At 70.8% G+C, this 14,456-nt stretch carries 15 protein-coding genes; 9 read left to right on the top strand and 6 right to left on the bottom strand.

Annotated elements, in window-relative coordinates; translation table 11 throughout:
- Positions 1–10: 10 nt before the first annotated feature.
- Positions 11–1,111, bottom strand: a complete 1,101-nt coding sequence (ald, locus tag AOM06_RS10205) for an alanine dehydrogenase (RefSeq protein WP_062305459.1) — start codon at positions 1,109–1,111, stop codon at positions 11–13.
- Positions 1,112–1,270: 159 nt separating this feature from the next.
- On the opposite strand from ald, the gene AOM06_RS10210 reads away from it, so the two are divergent.
- Positions 1,271–1,801, top strand: coding sequence for an Lrp/AsnC family transcriptional regulator (locus AOM06_RS10210; RefSeq protein ID WP_062305461.1), 531 nt, complete (start codon positions 1,271–1,273; stop codon positions 1,799–1,801).
- Positions 1,802–1,838: 37 nt separating this feature from the next.
- Here the strand turns inward: AOM06_RS10210 and AOM06_RS10215 are convergent, their stop codons facing one another.
- On the bottom strand, positions 1,839–3,128 hold the full coding sequence (locus AOM06_RS10215) for an MFS transporter (RefSeq protein WP_062305464.1): 1,290 nt from the start codon (positions 3,126–3,128) through the stop codon (positions 1,839–1,841).
- A 112-nt stretch (positions 3,129–3,240) separates the two neighbouring features.
- Between AOM06_RS10215 and AOM06_RS10220 the strand changes: the two genes are divergently transcribed.
- The 3 genes from AOM06_RS10220 (at position 3,241) to AOM06_RS10235 (ending at position 5,908) form a co-directional block, all read left to right on the top strand.
- Positions 3,241–3,912 (top strand): SDR family oxidoreductase, encoded by a 672-nt coding sequence (locus AOM06_RS10220; protein ID WP_062305466.1) that lies wholly within the window; start codon positions 3,241–3,243, stop codon positions 3,910–3,912.
- Between the two features lie 92 nt (positions 3,913–4,004).
- Positions 4,005–4,550, top strand: a complete 546-nt coding sequence (locus AOM06_RS10225) for a sigma-70 family RNA polymerase sigma factor (protein WP_062305469.1) — start codon at positions 4,005–4,007, stop codon at positions 4,548–4,550.
- On the top strand, positions 4,547–5,908 hold the full coding sequence (locus AOM06_RS10235; protein WP_156163672.1) for a hypothetical protein: 1,362 nt from the start codon (positions 4,547–4,549) through the stop codon (positions 5,906–5,908). The genes AOM06_RS10225 and AOM06_RS10235 overlap by 4 nt, the downstream gene beginning before the upstream one ends.
- Positions 5,909–5,998: 90 nt before the next feature.
- Here AOM06_RS10235 and AOM06_RS10240 read toward each other — a convergent pair whose 3' ends face one another.
- Both AOM06_RS10240 and AOM06_RS10245 read right to left on the bottom strand, forming a co-directional pair.
- Positions 5,999–7,090, bottom strand: a complete 1,092-nt coding sequence (locus AOM06_RS10240; protein ID WP_062305476.1) for an inositol-3-phosphate synthase — start codon at positions 7,088–7,090, stop codon at positions 5,999–6,001.
- Positions 7,091–7,105: 15 nt separating this feature from the next.
- The gene (locus tag AOM06_RS10245; protein WP_062305478.1) at positions 7,106–7,693 is read right to left on the bottom strand and encodes a PadR family transcriptional regulator; all 588 of its coding nucleotides are present in this window, start codon (positions 7,691–7,693) and stop codon (positions 7,106–7,108) included.
- Positions 7,694–7,929: 236 nt separating this feature from the next.
- Here AOM06_RS10245 and AOM06_RS10250 point away from each other — a divergent pair, with 236 nt between their 5' ends.
- The gene (locus tag AOM06_RS10250; protein ID WP_156163673.1) at positions 7,930–10,299 is read left to right on the top strand and encodes a transglycosylase domain-containing protein; all 2,370 of its coding nucleotides are present in this window, start codon (positions 7,930–7,932) and stop codon (positions 10,297–10,299) included.
- An 18-nt stretch (positions 10,300–10,317) separates the two neighbouring features.
- Here AOM06_RS10250 and AOM06_RS10255 read toward each other — a convergent pair whose 3' ends face one another.
- Entirely contained in the window at positions 10,318–11,361 is a 1,044-nt protein-coding gene (locus tag AOM06_RS10255; protein WP_062305483.1) for a lipid II:glycine glycyltransferase FemX, read from the bottom strand.
- Between the two features lie 18 nt (positions 11,362–11,379).
- Entirely contained in the window at positions 11,380–12,657 is a 1,278-nt protein-coding gene (locus AOM06_RS10260; protein WP_082105524.1) for a carboxylate--amine ligase, read from the bottom strand.
- A gap of 211 nt (positions 12,658–12,868) precedes the next feature.
- Here AOM06_RS10260 and rpsF point away from each other — a divergent pair, with 211 nt between their 5' ends.
- From rpsF to rplI, 4 genes are read left to right on the top strand one after another with little or no spacing between them, the layout of a single operon-like run.
- Positions 12,869–13,159, top strand: a complete 291-nt coding sequence (gene rpsF, locus AOM06_RS10265) for a 30S ribosomal protein S6 (RefSeq protein WP_062305488.1) — start codon at positions 12,869–12,871, stop codon at positions 13,157–13,159.
- A 56-nt stretch (positions 13,160–13,215) separates the two neighbouring features.
- Positions 13,216–13,725: a single-stranded DNA-binding protein gene (locus AOM06_RS10270; protein WP_062305491.1), complete on the top strand. Its 510-nt coding sequence runs from the start codon at positions 13,216–13,218 to the stop codon at positions 13,723–13,725.
- Between the two features lie 29 nt (positions 13,726–13,754).
- A complete protein-coding gene (gene rpsR, locus AOM06_RS10275) occupies positions 13,755–13,991 on the top strand; it encodes a 30S ribosomal protein S18 (protein WP_062290299.1) in 237 nt (78 codons plus the stop codon).
- Between the two features lie 14 nt (positions 13,992–14,005).
- Complete coding sequence (gene rplI / locus AOM06_RS10280; RefSeq protein WP_062305495.1) at positions 14,006–14,452, top strand: 50S ribosomal protein L9; 447 nt, start codon at positions 14,006–14,008, stop codon at positions 14,450–14,452.
- The last annotated feature ends 4 nt before the right edge of the window (positions 14,453–14,456 follow it).

Raw genomic sequence — 14,456 nt, forward strand, 5'->3', positions numbered from 1 at the left:
ACCCGTGAGGTCAGGCGCTGATCGCGTGGGCCAGGTGCGGGAAGATCGCCGCCACCGGCTCGTGGACGATGCTGCCGCCCACCGTCGCGAGGCCGCGGGCGAGCGCCGGGTCCTTGGCGGTGGCGACCTCCCAGCCGTCATTCGCGAGGCGCAGCGCGTAGGGGAGCGTCGCATTGGTGAGGGCCAGGGTCGACGTGTTGCCCACCGCGCCGGGCATGTTCGCGACGCAGTAGAAGGTCGATCCCTCGACCGTGTACGTGGGCGCCGCGTGCGTGGTGGGGCGCGAGTCCTCGAAGCATCCGCCCTGGTCGATCGCGATGTCGACCAGCACCGAGCCGGGCTTCATGCGCGACACCAGGTCGCGCGACACGAGCGTGGGGGCGCGGTCGCCCGCGACCAGCACCGCGCCGATCACGAGGTCCGCCTCGAGGCACGCCCGCTCGACCTCGTAGGACGAGGACACCACCGTCTTCACGCGGCCCGCGTAGAGCGCGTCGAGCTGACGCAGGCGCGCGATGGAGAGGTCGAGCACCGTCACGTCCGCGCCCATCCCCACGGCCTGCGCGATGGCGTTCTGGCCGGACATCCCGGCGCCGAGCACCGTCACCTTCGCGGGACGCACGCCGGGCACGCCGCCGAGGAGCACGCCGCGTCCGCCCTGCGAGGACTGGAGCGCGAAGGCGCCCACCATGGTGGCCATGCGTCCGGCGACCTCGCTCATCGGGGCGAGCAGCGGGAGGGAGCCGTCGGCGAGCGCGACCGTCTCGTACGCGATGGCCGTGGTGCCCGAGGAGACCAGGGCGCGCGTGAGGGCCTCGTCCGCGGCGAGGTGGAGGTACGTGAACAGCAGGAGCCCGTCACGGAGGTAGCCGTACTCGGACGCGATCGGCTCCTTGACCTTGATCACCATCTCGCACGCCCAGGCCTCGTCGACGGTGCCGAGCGTGGCGCCGGCGAGGGCGTAGGACTCGTCGGAGAAGCCGGACCCGCCGCCCGCGCCGGCCTGCACCACCACGGTGTGGCCCGCGGCGACGAGCTCGTGCACGCCCGCCGGGGTCGCGCCCACGCGGCGCTCGTTGTCCTTGATCTCTGCCGGGATGCCGATGCGCATCGCCGCTCCTCCCTGGCGCCCGGGGGCGCCGCTCCTTCATGACCTGAGTGCCGCTGCCGTACGTTCTTCGTCCGACTCCTACAATTCTTGGAGGAAGTTCTCCCAGATCAAGCAATCGTGAACCCGGGGCCGGATTCGGCCGGAAATGGAGAAGGATCGATGGAGCAGAGCCTGCGAGAGGGCCTCCGGGCGAAGGGTGTTCGGCTCGACGACCTCGACGAGCGGATCCTCTGGGAGCTCATGCGCGACGCCCGCATCCCCAACGCCGCGCTCGCGGCCAGGCTTCACGTCGCACCGTCCACCACGCATACGCGTGTCAAGGCGCTCCGCGAGGCCGGCGTGATCCGCAGCGCCCACATCGAGGTCGACTACGAGTCGCTCGGGCTCGACGTGCAGGGCATCGTCTCGGTCCGCCTCCGCGCGCAGGCGCGCCCCCAGATCAAGAGCTACGCCGCGAAGGTCATCACGCTGCCGAACGTCCTCTCGGTGTTCTTCGTGGGCGGCACCATCGACTTCCTCATCCACGTCGCGTGCACCTCGACCGCGCAGCTGCGCGACTTCGTGGCGAGCGAGCTCAGCATGGACCCGGCGGTCGCCTCCACGGAGACGAACATCGTCTTCGACCACCTCATCGGCCACGAGCACCTGGGCGCCGGCGGCCTCGCCGCCATGCGCGACACCATCAGGTAGGGACGATGCCGGGGCCGGGCGGGCGCATCGTCCCCCGTCACGCCGGAGAGGGCACGCGCGGTGCGCGCGAGAACAGCGCTGCCACCGCGAGGTAGGCGACGCCGATGCCCGCCATGACAGCGCTCGAGTAGCCCGTCGGGGGGAGCAGCAGGGCGGCCACCGCCGCGCTCGACACGAACGCGACGTTGTAGGCGACGTCGTAGAGGGTGAAGGCGCGACCGCGGAAGTCGTCCGCGGTGTCCCGTTGGACGATGGTGTCGACCGCGATCTTGGCACCCTGAACGGCGATCGAGACGATCACCGCGGCGGAGAGCAGCGCCCAGCGGGCCGACGAGGCCGCGAGCAGCGCCTGGCCCCCGGCGCCGAGCAGCAGCGCGCCGACGATCCATCGGTGCGGGCCCACGCGCGGCGCGAGCCACGGCGTGAGGACGGCGGCGGTGCCGAAGCCGACAGCGGCGAAGCCGAGCACGGTCGCGAACTCGCCGATGGACTGCTCGGGGTGCGCGGGATCGCCCAGCACGTGCCGCGACATGAGGATCGAGGCGACGAACATCATCCCGTAGAGGAGCCGCTGCGCCGCCATGACGGACAGCGCCTGCAGGGGGGTCACGCGGCGGTGCAGGTAGCGGACCCCCGAGGCGAGCTCGGAGGCGAGCGCACGCAGCTGGGCAGCGAGGTGGAGGGCCGCGAGCGGTTCTGTCGGGCCAAGCTGGCGACGCGAGAGCAGCGTGGTCGCCCACGCGGAGGAGGAGAACGCGAGGGCCGAGCCCACGAGCGCCGCGAGGGCGAGCGACGAGTCCGTCGCGGTCGGCACCACGAGCGTCACCACGCCGCCGACGGCCGCACCCGCGGCCGCGGCGATGGTGCCGAGCGTGGGCATGATCGCGTTGGCGGCGAGCAGCTCGCGCGCGGGCACCACGTTGGCGAGCCCGGCGGACATCGAGGCGAGCAGGAAGCGGTTGACCGACAGCGTGAGCAGCGCGAGGCCGTACTCGATCCAGGACGGGCCGTCGAGGAGCACCACGGCGCCGATGGTCAGCGCCAGCGTGGTGCGGACCAGGTTGCCGATCAGCAGGATCCGCTGCCGCTGCCACCGGTCGATGAGCGGGCCGACGAAGGGCCCGACCAGCGTGAAGGGGGCCAGCAGGATCGCGAAGCCGAGCGCGATCTGGCCCGGCGTCGCCGCCTCGGTCGGGTCGAAGAAGAAGGCGGTCGCGATGCCCACCTGGAACATGCCGTCGCCGGTCTGCGACAGCAGCCGCACGAGCGTGAGGCGGCGGAAGCCGCGTGCGTGCCACAGCCGGGCGAGGTCGCGGGCCAGTGTCACGGCACCCAGCGTAGGGGGAGGTGCCGACAGCGCCCGACGGTGCCCGCGGGATGCGCCGGATTCGTGGGCGATCCGGGTTGCAGCGCTGCAAGCGTCGGGCCAGGGTGGAGGTATGAGCATCCCGGCGCGCGTGGCGATCGTCGGTGGGGCCGGCAAGGTCGCCCGCCGCCTCATCCCCATCCTTCTTCACCGGGATCACGAGGTGGTGGCGCTCGCGCGCAGCGACGAGCAGCTGCACGAGCTCGCAGGCATGGGCGCGGCCGCGCGTCACCTCGACATCGAGGCGATGGACGAGCCGGACTTCGCGGCCGCCTTCGGGGGATGCCAGGCGGTGGTGTTCGCGGCGGGCGGGGGACCGGACGGCAACGCCGCACGCAAGCGCACCGTCGACCTCGAGGGCTCGCTCAAGGCGCAGGCGGGAGCGAAGCTGCGTGGCATCAAGCGGTTCGTGCAGGTGTCGGCCATCGGCGTCGACGCCGATCCCGACCCCGCGCGCGGCGACGTCTGGACGGCCTACGTCTACGCCAAGCGCGAGGCCGACATCGAGCTGCGACGCTCGGGGCTGCAGTGGACCATCCTGCGGCCCGGGATCCTCACCGACACGGTCGGCACCGGTGCGATCAGCATCGGCGACATGGTGGTGCCCGGACCCATCCCGCGCATCGACGTCGCGCAGACCATCGCCTCGTGCCTGTCCCGACCCAGGACGGCCGGGCACCAGTGGGAGATCGTCACCGGGCCGCACCCCATCGGGACCGTGCTCGACGAGCTGACCGCGACGTAGACACGCGCCTCGCCGCCGCCGCATTACCAGGCACCCAACCTTTTCGGTGCTTGCATCCCTCCTAGGGCCAGAGCCGTGAGGGGGGAGTGGCCATGGCGGCATGGGAGCCGATGCTCCAGGAGCTGATGACGGAGAGGTATCCACGTCTGCTGGCGCGCGCAAGGATGCTCGCGGTGTCGCGGGCCGAGGCGGAGGACCTGGTGCAGGACGCCCTCGTGGCGACCTTCCAGCGTCCCCGGCGCTTCGAGTCGATCGGGCAGGCCGAGCAGTACGTGAGGCGGGCGATCGTGACGTCCTTCGCCGCGGCCGCCCGCAAGGGCGTGCTCGAGCGCCAGCGGTGGGAGCGGGTGGAGGTCGCCGAGGCGGCTCCCGATCCGGCCGTGAGCGTCGCGGGCGCGCTCGACGCGGCCTCCGCCGTGGCGGCGCTGCCCGCCCGGGTGCGCGCGTGCATCGTCCTGCGGTACATGGACGATGCATCGATCGCCGATACGGCGCGCCTCCTGTCGCTGAGCGAAGGAGCGGTCAAGCGGTACTGCGCGGATGGCATCGCGGCGCTCAACGCCGCGCTCGGCACGGCCGCGAGCGTGGACGGACCGGTCGGCGTGCCGGTCACGGTGACGAAGGGGGGTGCCCGATGACCGGGCACGAGCTGGAGCGGATGCTTCAGGAGGCCGAGGACGCGTATGCCGCCGACGAGCTCGGGGCGACGATGCCGGAGCTGCGGGCGCACGCCACGATGAGGGCGGCGCGCCTCGCGAGGACCAGGCGGCGCGCGGTCTCGATCGCGGCGGCATCGGTCGCGGCGATCGCGTTCGGCGGGGTGGTCTGGGCCTCGCCCGCGTTGCGGACCGCGCCGGTTCCTGCGGTGACGCCGTCGTGGTCGGAATCGCCGACGCCGGTGGCGACCGCTTCGCCGACGCCCGAGCCGTCGGGCACTGCCGAGCCGCAGGCGACGCCGACCGCATCGTCCTCCTCGACGCCGGTTCAGGGACCGGTCTTCGACGAGGTTGCGCTCGCGGACCTGGTCGCGGGGCTGGATGCCTCGCTGTACCCGGCCGGGCTCGCGCCGATGACCGATGAGGTGTGGGCGACGGTCGATGCGACGTGGGTGCTCGCCGGCTACGAGCCGTCCGTGCTGTCCGGCGAGCCGCAGGGCCCGCAGCTGGTCCTCGCGCTCTCGCCCGCCGGTGAGGCGTACGCGGTCACCGCGCTGTCCGACGACCTGGTGGTCGTGGTGACCGCGTGGACGCCGGGCGAGACCCGGGTGTACGCGCACACGTACACCGAGCGTGTGCGGCGCGCCGGCGCGGAGGGTGAACCCGCGGTGCTCGACCTCGCGACGGGGGAGCTGGCGGGACCGGACGGGGCGGAGCCCGCCATGTCGGTGCTCTCCCTGGTCTCGGACGACTTCACGCGGCGCGGCTTCCAGGCGCAGGCGGGTGCGTACGACTGCCTGGAGCTGGCGGCGCTCGACGGCGGTCGGCTGGCCTTCTGCCACGACTCCGACGCGAGCATCTTCGACTCCGGGGTGACGTACGAGGACCTGGATCCGTTCGTCGGGGTCGTGGCGTTCGACGCCGACGAGACGGTGACCCGCCTCTACGCCCTCGACCCCGACGGGCTGTGGCCGTCGGGAGCAGTCGCGGGCCCGACCGGCGAGGTGGTGGTGACCGGCGAGCCCTCCTCGGGGTGGACCTCGGGGTACTACTACGGGGACGAGGTCCCCATGGTCGGTCGCGTGACGGAGAGCGGGATCGCCACCCTGGGCCGCGCCGACGAGCTGGGCGGCCTCACGCCCGAGGAGTGCGGCTTCAACGGCCTCGGGGCCGTCGGGGTCGACGGCGGGATCTGGGTCATGTGCGGCATCGGCCAGGAGCCCATGCCCGCGCCGGTGTTCTTCCTGCCGGATGCCGGAGCCGCCGCGGTCGCGGTGCCGCTGCCGGCGGACCCCTCGGTCCGGCTCAGCACCCTCTGGATGACCACCGCGACGCGCTAGCCGCGACGCGCATCGTGCCGGGAACGGCGAAGGCCCGGATCCCCCTCAGCGGGGATCCGGGCCTCGTGATGCCTCAGCGGGCCTGAGCGCTTAGCGCTCCACCTCACCGGCGATGAACGACTCGAGCTGGTTGCGGCCCTTCGTGTCCTCCATCTGGACCGGCGGCGACTTCATGAAGTAGGTCGACGCGGACAGGATCGGGCCGCCGACGCCGCGGTCCTTGGCGATCTTCGCCGCGCGCATGGCGTCGATGATGATGCCGGCCGAGTTCGGGGAGTCCCAGACCTCGAGCTTGTACTCGAGGTTGAGGGGCACCTCGCCGAAGGCCGAGCCCTCGAGGCGGACGTACGCCCACTTGCGGTCGTCGAGCCACGCGACGTAGTCCGACGGGCCGATGTGCACGTCGCGGCCGTCCTTGATGCCACCGAGCGGGCCGGTGAGGTTCGAGGTGACGGCCTGCGTCTTCGAGATCTTCTTGGACTCGAGACGCTCGCGCTCGAGCATGTTCTTGAAGTCCATGTTGCCGCCGACGTTGAGCTGGTACGTGCGGTCGAGGCGCACGCCGCGGTCCTCGAACAGCTTCGCGATCACGCGGTGCGTGATGGTCGCGCCGACCTGCGACTTGATGTCGTCACCGACGATCGGGACACCGGCGGCCTCGAACTTCGCGGCCCACTCGGGGTCCGAAGCGATGAAGACGGGGAGCGCGTTGACGAACGCGACCTTGGCGTCGATCGCGCACTGCGCGTAGAACTTGGCGGCCTCCTCGGAGCCCACGGGGAGGTAGCAGATGAGGACGTCGACCTCGCGGTCCTTGAGGACCTGGGTGACGTCGACGGGGGCCTCGTCCGACTCGACGATGGTCTGGCGGTAGTACTTGCCGAGGCCGTCGAGGGTGACACCGCGCTGGACCTGGACGTCCGTCTTCGGCACGTCGCAGATCTTGATGGTGTTGTTCTCCGAGGACTGGGTCGCCTCGACGAGCTCCTTGCCCACCTTGAGCGAGTCCACGTCGAAGGCGGCCACGAACTCGATGTCCGAGACGTGGTAGTCGCCGAACTGCACGTGCATGAGGCCGGGCACGGTGTCCTCGGGCTTGGCGTTCTTGTAGAACTCCACGCCCTGGATGAGGGACGTCGCGCAGTTGCCCACGCCGACGATGGCGGCACGAAGCTTGGCCATGGTGTTTCTCCTTGACTAGTGGTCCGCTGGCGCGGAGCCGTTGTTCTCACCGCCGCGGGCGGATCGTTCATTCTCGATGAGGCGGTCGAGCCACTGGACCTCGCGCTCGACCTGCTCGAGGCCGTGGCGCTGAAGCTCTGCGGTGTAGGCGTCGTGGCGCTCGTGCATGCGCTTGAGCCCGTCCGACACCTCCTCGAGCCGTTCGGAGAGCCGGCTGCGCCGCCCCTCCAGGATCCGCAGCCGCGTCGCGGCGTCGGTGTGTGCGAAGAGAGAGAAGCGCACGTCGAACGCGTCGTCGTCCCACGACGATGCGCCGGCGTTCGCCAGCTCCTCCGACAGTCGGGCGCGCCCCGGGTCCGTGAGGCTGTACGCGATGCGCGCGCGCCGGGACGATGCGGACGACGAGCCCGCGGGCTCCTCGCCGGAGGCCTCGATGAGGCCCGCCTCGACCATGCGACGCAGGCACGGGTACAGCGACCCGTAGCTGAGGGCCCGGAACGGGCCCAGCTCGGCACCCAGCCGCTTGCGGATCTGGTAGCCGTGGAGGGGCTGGTCGCGGAGGATGCCGAGGATCGCGAGGGTCAGGACATCGGTCTTGGCCATGCCATGCTCCTCCCGGCTCGGGGCCCGCATAGCGAGCCGATCTCACGAACAGTTATATCGCTCCGATACATCGGGCACCGTACATCACGAGATCGTGATCCGCGAAACCGGCTCGCCGGGTCACGATGCGGCGTCGCCGCGCGTTGGGGGAGCATCCGGGGCGCCGCCCCAGCCGGCGGGACGCGCGCATCGTCCCGGATCGGGGCGTGCGCCCCCTCAGTCCTTAAGGTGGTCACGTGACCGAACGACCCAGCTCGCCTCAGCGCGTCCCCACGCGCCGCCCCGTCTCGACGTCCTCGCGGACCGCTTCCGCGGGTCAGCAGCCCACGCGGCGCAGCACTCGGGCGACGCAGCCGACCACCGGGTGGGCGGCCACGGGCGTGGCGGAGAGCGCCCCGGTGACGCAGGCCAAGGGGTCCGGCGCGGGGTCCGGCGGCTCCGGAGGCAAGGGCTCGGGTGGCAAGGGCAAGGGCGACCAGCCGCGCTGGAAGACGATCCTCAAGATCACGGGCCTGTCGATGCTCGTGGCGCTGTTCGTCACGATCGCCGCCGGCGCCATCCTGATGATGGTCATCTACTCGAAGCTCGAGGTGCCGGCCGCGTCCGACGTCGCGCTCGCGCAGTCCTCGACCGTGTACTGGTCCAACGGCACCACCGAGATGGGCAAGGTGGGCGAGGTCGATCGCGAGATCATCGACTGCGCGGACCTCAACGACTACACGTCGCACGCCGTGGTCGCGGCGGAGGACCGCACGTTCTACACCAACCCCGGCATCGACTTCGCGGGCACGGCCCGCGCGCTGTACAAGACCGTGGTCCAGGGCGACAAGCAGGGCGGGTCGACCATCACGCAGCAGTACGTCGAGCGCTACTACGTCGGCGAGACCACCACCGACATCCCGGGCAAGATCAAGGAGGCGCTCCTCGCGCTCAAGGTGGACCAGGAGCAGAGCAAGGACGAGGTGCTCTGCAACTACATGAACACCATCTACCTGGGCCGCGGCGCGTACGGCATCGAGGCGGCGGCGCAGGCGTACTTCGGCAAGCCCGCGTCGGAGCTCACGCTCTCCGAGTCGGCGATGATCGCCGGCGTGATCCCCGCGCCGAGCGCCTGGGACCCGCGCGTGTCCCCCGCGAAGGCGGAGCAGCGGTGGAACTACGTGCTCGACGGCATGGTGACCACCGGCTTCATCACGCAGGCCGAGCGCGACGAGCAGGAGTTCCCCGAGACGATCGAGTACGGCGCCACCAACACGTTCGGCGGCACCGACGGCTACCTGCTGCGCACCGCGCTGGACGAGGCGGTCGGCCACCTCGACCTCACGCAGGAGGAGCTCGAGATGGGCGGCTACCAGATCATCACGACCTTCCGCCGGGGCGACCAGAAGGCCGTGGTCAAGGCGGTCACGGACATGCCCGACGACCACGCCGACAACCTCAAGGTCGCGGCCACCACGGTCGATGCGCGCACGGGGGCGGTGACGGGCATGTACGGAGGCCCCGACTACCTCACGGTGCAGCGCAACGCCGTGACCCAGGACGTCGCGCAGGCGGGATCCACCTTCAAGCCGTTCGCCATGATCGCCGCGCTGTCCAACGGCTACTCGCTCGACACCACCTTCCTGTCGAACAGCGACATGGTGATCGAGGGCTTCGAGAACCCGGTCCGCAACTACGGCGGGACCAACTACGGGTATATCGACATGGTCGAGGCGACCAAGCGCTCGGTGAACACGTACTACGTGCAGCTCGGCGAGGCGGTGGGCCCGCAGACGGTCATGGACACCTCGATCACCGCCGGCCTGCCCGAGGACACGCTGGGCCTCAACGCGGAGCCCTCGAACGTGCTCGGCGCCGCGTCCCCGACCGCGGCGCAGATGGCGCACGCCTACACGACCATCGCGTCGGGCGGTATCGAGAAGGAGAGCTACACGGTCCAGGAGATCATCGGACCGGACGGCGAGCCCGTGTACGTCCACCGCGACGACTCGGAGCGCGTGTTCTCCGAGGACGTCATGGCCGACACCACCTACGCGATGCAGCAGGTGGTCCAGGGCGGCACGGGCTGGAAGGCCGCCGAGCTGGGCCGTCCTCTCGCGGGCAAGTCCGGCACGGCGAACGACAACAAGTCGGCGTGGTTCATCGGCTTCAGCCCGCAGATCGTGGGCGTGGTCTCGATGTACCAGGTGGGCGAGGACGGTTCGGTCGAGTCGATCACGCCGTTCGGCGGCTACCAGTCGATGACGGGAGGCTCCGTGCCGCTCGACATCTGGGTCGAGATGATGGGACCTGTGCTCGAGCGGTTCAAGGTCGAGGAGTTCCCGGACCGCGCCGACGTGGGCACGGAGCTGAGCACCAGCCCCTCGCCCGAGCCGAGCGAGACCGTGTCGGAGGAGCCGTCGGCGTCGCCCACGCCGGAGCCCTCGGAGACGAGCACGCCCAAGCCGAGCAAGACGAGTACGCCCAAGCCGAGCAAGACGAGCACGCCCAAGCCGTCGAGCACCACGCCGGAGCCGGTGGTCACGCCGTCCGAGACGACCGATCCCGATCCGGTGGTCACCCCGACCGCCGACGCCGGCGGCGGGGCGGCGGACGGCGGCACGTGAGCCGGTCCGCCGTGGGGCTCAGCGGGCGACGGCCCGCTTGAGCCTCAGGGCGGCCACCAGCGCGCGGTAGCGGAGGGGCTTGAGCGGCACGTCCCAAGCGCCGTCGCACTCGACGATCTCGCCGAGCTGCTGCTTGAACTCGCGCACGCCCATGAGCTGCGGTGCGCGCGCGGAGCCCACGCCGAAGAGGTCGTACTCGCGCACGCCCTCCGCCTTGAGCGTCATGAGGATCTCCCACTTGATGCGCAGGGCCGCGTTGGTGTCGCGCGCCTCGAGGTTGTTGGCGGCGTAGTAGTCGGTGCCGCCGTCCTCGTGCACCACCGCGAGCACCCAGGCCACCGCGCGACCCGGCGCGAGCGTGCCGTCCTCGCCCGCATCGTGCCGCCGCGCGACCCAGATCCGGGTGTGCGGCGCGAGCGCGTCGAGCATCGTGAGGTACATGTCCGCCGGGAAGATGCCGAAGCCGGCGCCCTCCGCCGTCTCGCGGTAGATCGCGTAGAGCTCCTCGAACTGCTCGGCGCTCAGGCCGGTCTCCTCGGTCACCGTCATGGCCTCGTCCTTAAGGGTGCGGCGGATCTTGTAGCGGCCGCGCTTGGAGAACGTGGACATGATCGTGTCGCTGTCAGGGGTGAGGTCGATGATGACGGTGTGGTCGAACGTCACCGTCTGGAGCAGCTCCCGAAGGTCGGGGGCGGCGTGGCGCGCGTGCATGCGCAGGAACGTCGCCCACGGGTAGCGCACCTTGAGGTCGGCGACCAGCGCGTCGCGGATGGCCTTCTCGTTGCCCGGGGTCCGCTCGACGAGCGGGATGGGGCCGTGCTTGGCCCACACGTACGGGAAGCCGCGGACCTCGTACCGCGACACGGAGACCACCGCGACGGGCGCATCGTCCGCCGCCAGGACCGCGAGGCGGTCCAGGTGCTCGCGCCCGGGCACCGCGGCGTCGTAGGCGTCCCACGCCGGGGCCTGCTCGATCGGGACGGGGTGGTCGGCGCGACGCGCGAGCTCCAGGAAGCGCTCGTCGGACACGACCTCGACGCGCAGCGGCGTGGGAAGGCTCATGGGCCGAGCCTAACGGCGCTAGAAGCCCGAATCCGTGGGCCGCGGGTAGTGCTCGAGGTACTTCTGCACCAGCCGCAGGTCGAGCGCGCGGACCCACAGGCGGCGCTTGAGGGAGCCGTCGCCGCGGTAGCGCAGCGGGTGCGCGACGCCGTGGCGGCGCTTCGCGGCCTTGACCTTCGCGCGCAGCGCGGGGTCCGCGACGTAGCGCAGCAGGAACCGGTACGGCACCACGGAGTAGAGCACCTGGTCCTGAGGGACCTGCGGCGCCACGGGGGCCTCGCCGGTCACGGTCTCGGGCAGCAGGTCGCGCGCGACCACCTCGGCCACGTTGACGCCGGCGGCGGTGACGTAGAAGTTGTTGCGGCCGATGCGCGGGTTCACCTCGAAGAAGATGCTCTCGCCGGTGCGCGACGAGACCTTGTAGTCGAAGTTGGCGAAGCCCTGGTAGCCGGCGTGGTCGAGGAGGCGCGCGGCGGCGTCGAAGGCCTCCTGGTCGACGTGGGTGAGGATCGCGGCGGGGATCCCGAGCGTGCCGGGGGTGTGCTCCTCGAGCAGGACCTGGCCGCCGCCCACGAGCGTGACCGCGCCCGTGCGGTCGCGGTAGGCCGTGAGCGAGCGCATGCACGTCTCGTCGCCCGGGACGAACTCCTGGAGCAGGAACTCGCTGGGGTACGCCGCCGCCTCGAGGTGGCCGAGCACCGCGGCGATCTCCTCCGCGGACGTGAAGTGGTGGATCTTCTGCTTGCCCGGGAACTCGACCTCGAACCAGTCGGAGCTGTCCGCGGGCTTGCCGATCACCGGCCAGTCGAGCCCCGCCGACTCGAGCCGCGCGAGGGCGTCGGCGGTGGTCACCGCGCCGGTGGCGAGGGCCTCCGGCGTGAAGCCGACCGGGATCGTCACGGGGGTGCGGATGCCCACCTGGTCGCACGCGGCGGCGAACGCGACCTTCGAGGACACGGCGTCGAACATCGCGAGGTCGGGCAGCGGCAGGACCCATCGGGGGTCCAGGCGGTCACGATGCTCCGCGAGCAGGCGGACATGGAAGTCGAGGTTGGTGAAGAGCATGAGCACGTGCTCGGGGTGGTCCGTGGCGATCTCGTCGAGGCGGCGCAGCAGAGTCTCGGGCTCGAAGACGTCGGGCTCGATGATCCAGCGCGCGAGCGTCGAGTGCTTGCCGAACGTGGTGACGCGCGGGCCCAGGACCAGCGACTCCCAGCCGAGGCGCTCATGCGCGGCCCGCTGGAACGCATACGTCCCGATGTCGCCGCCGAGGCCCACGACCAGTACCTGCTTCACCTGCACCCCAATCCGTTGCGCGAGCCAGTCTACGGGCGCGTCCGCCCGGCGCCTCGAGGAACCAGGACGAACGCGCTGGACCGTTGTCGGGCGCAGACGGTATCCTTGACCGTCGCGTTCGACCCGGCCACCCGGCAGGCGAGGCGCGCAGCATCAACCCTCCTGCCACGGAACGTCCGTGGCCGCATGAGTCCAGAGGAGGTGGGTATCGATGCGTCAGTACGAGATGATGATCATCCTCGACCCTGAGATCGACGAGCGCACGGTTCAGCCGTCGCTCGACAAGTACCTTCAGGTCATCACCGGTGACAGCGGCACCGTCGACAAGCTCGACATCTGGGGCCGCCGCCGTCTGGCCTACCCGATCAAGAAGAAGAACGACGGCATCTACGCCGTCGTGAACTTCACCTCGGAGTCCGCCACCGCGAAGGAGCTGGAGCGCCAGCTGGGTCTCAACGAGACCATCCTCCGCACCAAGCTGCTCCGTCCGGACGCCCGCTAAGGGCTGCTCTCTCCCGACTCTCACCAGCACTCACGCGAAACCAAGGGGAACACAACATGGCAGGCGACACTCAGATCACCGTGGTCGGCAACATCACCGGAGACCCGGAGCTTCGCTTCATCTCCTCCGGTGCGGCCGTCGTCAACTTCACGGTGGCGTCCACCCCCCGCACGTTCGACCGTCAGTCGAACGAGTGGAAGGACGGTGACACCCTGTTCATGCGGTGCTCCCTGTGGCGTGAGGCCGCAGAGAACGTCGCAGAGTCCCTCACCAAGGGCATGCGCGTGATCGTCACCGGGCGCCTCGTGGCGCGCTCGTGGGAGCAGAACGGCGAGAAGCGCACCGTCATGGAGATGCAGGTCGACGAGGTCGGTCCGTCCCTCCGCTACGCCACCGCCAAGGTCACGCGCACGCAGCGCGGCGGCCAGGGCGGCGGCTTCGGCGGCGGGGGCGGCGGCGGCTTCGGCGGCGGCAACCAGGGCGGTGGCTACAGCAGCTCGCCGGCCGGCGGCTCCTCGAACGACCCGTGGGCGACCGCCCCGGCGTCGGACGAGCCGCCGTTCTGATCAGGTACTTTTCTTCAGGAGTCTTCAACATGGCTAAGCACGACATCCGCAAGCCGCGCAAGAAGGTCAACCCGCTCAAGGCCGCCAAGGTCGACAAGGTTGACTACAAGGACACCGCGCTGCTTCGCAAGTTCATCTCCGACCGCGGCAAGATCCGTTCGCGCCGCGTCACCGGTGTCACCGTCCAGGAGCAGCGCGAGATCGCGCGCGCGATCAAGGTCGCGCGCGAGATGGCGCTCCTTCCCTACTCCGGCTCCGGCCGCTGATCGGGGGATCTCACATGGCTAAGGTCATCCTGACCCACGAGGTCTCCGGCCTCGGCATCGCCGGCGACGTCATCGACGTCAAGGACGGTTACGCCCGCAACTACCTGGTTCCGCGCAAGCTCGCCACCCCGTGGTCGGCCGGCGCCGAGAAGCAGATCGAGGCCCTCCGCAAGGCGCGTCGCGCCAAGGAGATCGCCACCATCGAGGGTGCTCAGGCTGCGCGCGACGCGCTGCAGTCCGCTCCCGTCACCGTGTCGGCCAAGGCCGGCGAGGCCGGTCGCCTCTTCGGCGCCGTGTCGCCCGCCGACATCGCGGACGCCATCGGCGACCGTGCGACCGTCGACAAGCGTCGCATCCACATCGCGCAGCCCATCAAGGCGCTGGGCGAGTACCAGGTGAAGATCTCCCTTCACTCGGACGTGGCCGCGAACGTCACCGTCAACGTGGTGGCCGCCAAGTAGTTCC

The organism is Demequina subtropica (assembly GCF_000971235.1).
In the GTDB taxonomy this organism is placed as follows: domain Bacteria; phylum Actinomycetota; class Actinomycetes; order Actinomycetales; family Demequinaceae; genus Demequina; species Demequina subtropica.

Coding starts and splice junctions, on each gene's coding strand:
- AOM06_RS10210 (WP_062305461.1), top strand. CDS start 1,271: ATGGAGCAGAGCCTGCGAGAGGGCCTCCGGGCGAAGGGTGTTCGGCTC.
- AOM06_RS10270 (WP_062305491.1), top strand. CDS start 13,216: ATGGCAGGCGACACTCAGATCACCGTGGTCGGCAACATCACCGGAGAC.
- rplI (WP_062305495.1), top strand. CDS start 14,006: ATGGCTAAGGTCATCCTGACCCACGAGGTCTCCGGCCTCGGCATCGCC.
- rpsR (WP_062290299.1), top strand. CDS start 13,755: ATGGCTAAGCACGACATCCGCAAGCCGCGCAAGAAGGTCAACCCGCTC.
- AOM06_RS10225 (WP_062305469.1), top strand. CDS start 4,005: ATGGCGGCATGGGAGCCGATGCTCCAGGAGCTGATGACGGAGAGGTAT.
- AOM06_RS10235 (WP_156163672.1), top strand. CDS start 4,547: ATGACCGGGCACGAGCTGGAGCGGATGCTTCAGGAGGCCGAGGACGCG.
- ald (WP_062305459.1), bottom strand. CDS start 1,111: ATGCGCATCGGCATCCCGGCAGAGATCAAGGACAACGAGCGCCGCGTG.
- AOM06_RS10220 (WP_062305466.1), top strand. CDS start 3,241: ATGAGCATCCCGGCGCGCGTGGCGATCGTCGGTGGGGCCGGCAAGGTC.
- AOM06_RS10255 (WP_062305483.1), bottom strand. CDS start 11,361: ATGAGCCTTCCCACGCCGCTGCGCGTCGAGGTCGTGTCCGACGAGCGC.
- rpsF (WP_062305488.1), top strand. CDS start 12,869: ATGCGTCAGTACGAGATGATGATCATCCTCGACCCTGAGATCGACGAG.
- AOM06_RS10240 (WP_062305476.1), bottom strand. CDS start 7,090: ATGGCCAAGCTTCGTGCCGCCATCGTCGGCGTGGGCAACTGCGCGACG.
- AOM06_RS10245 (WP_062305478.1), bottom strand. CDS start 7,693: ATGGCCAAGACCGATGTCCTGACCCTCGCGATCCTCGGCATCCTCCGC.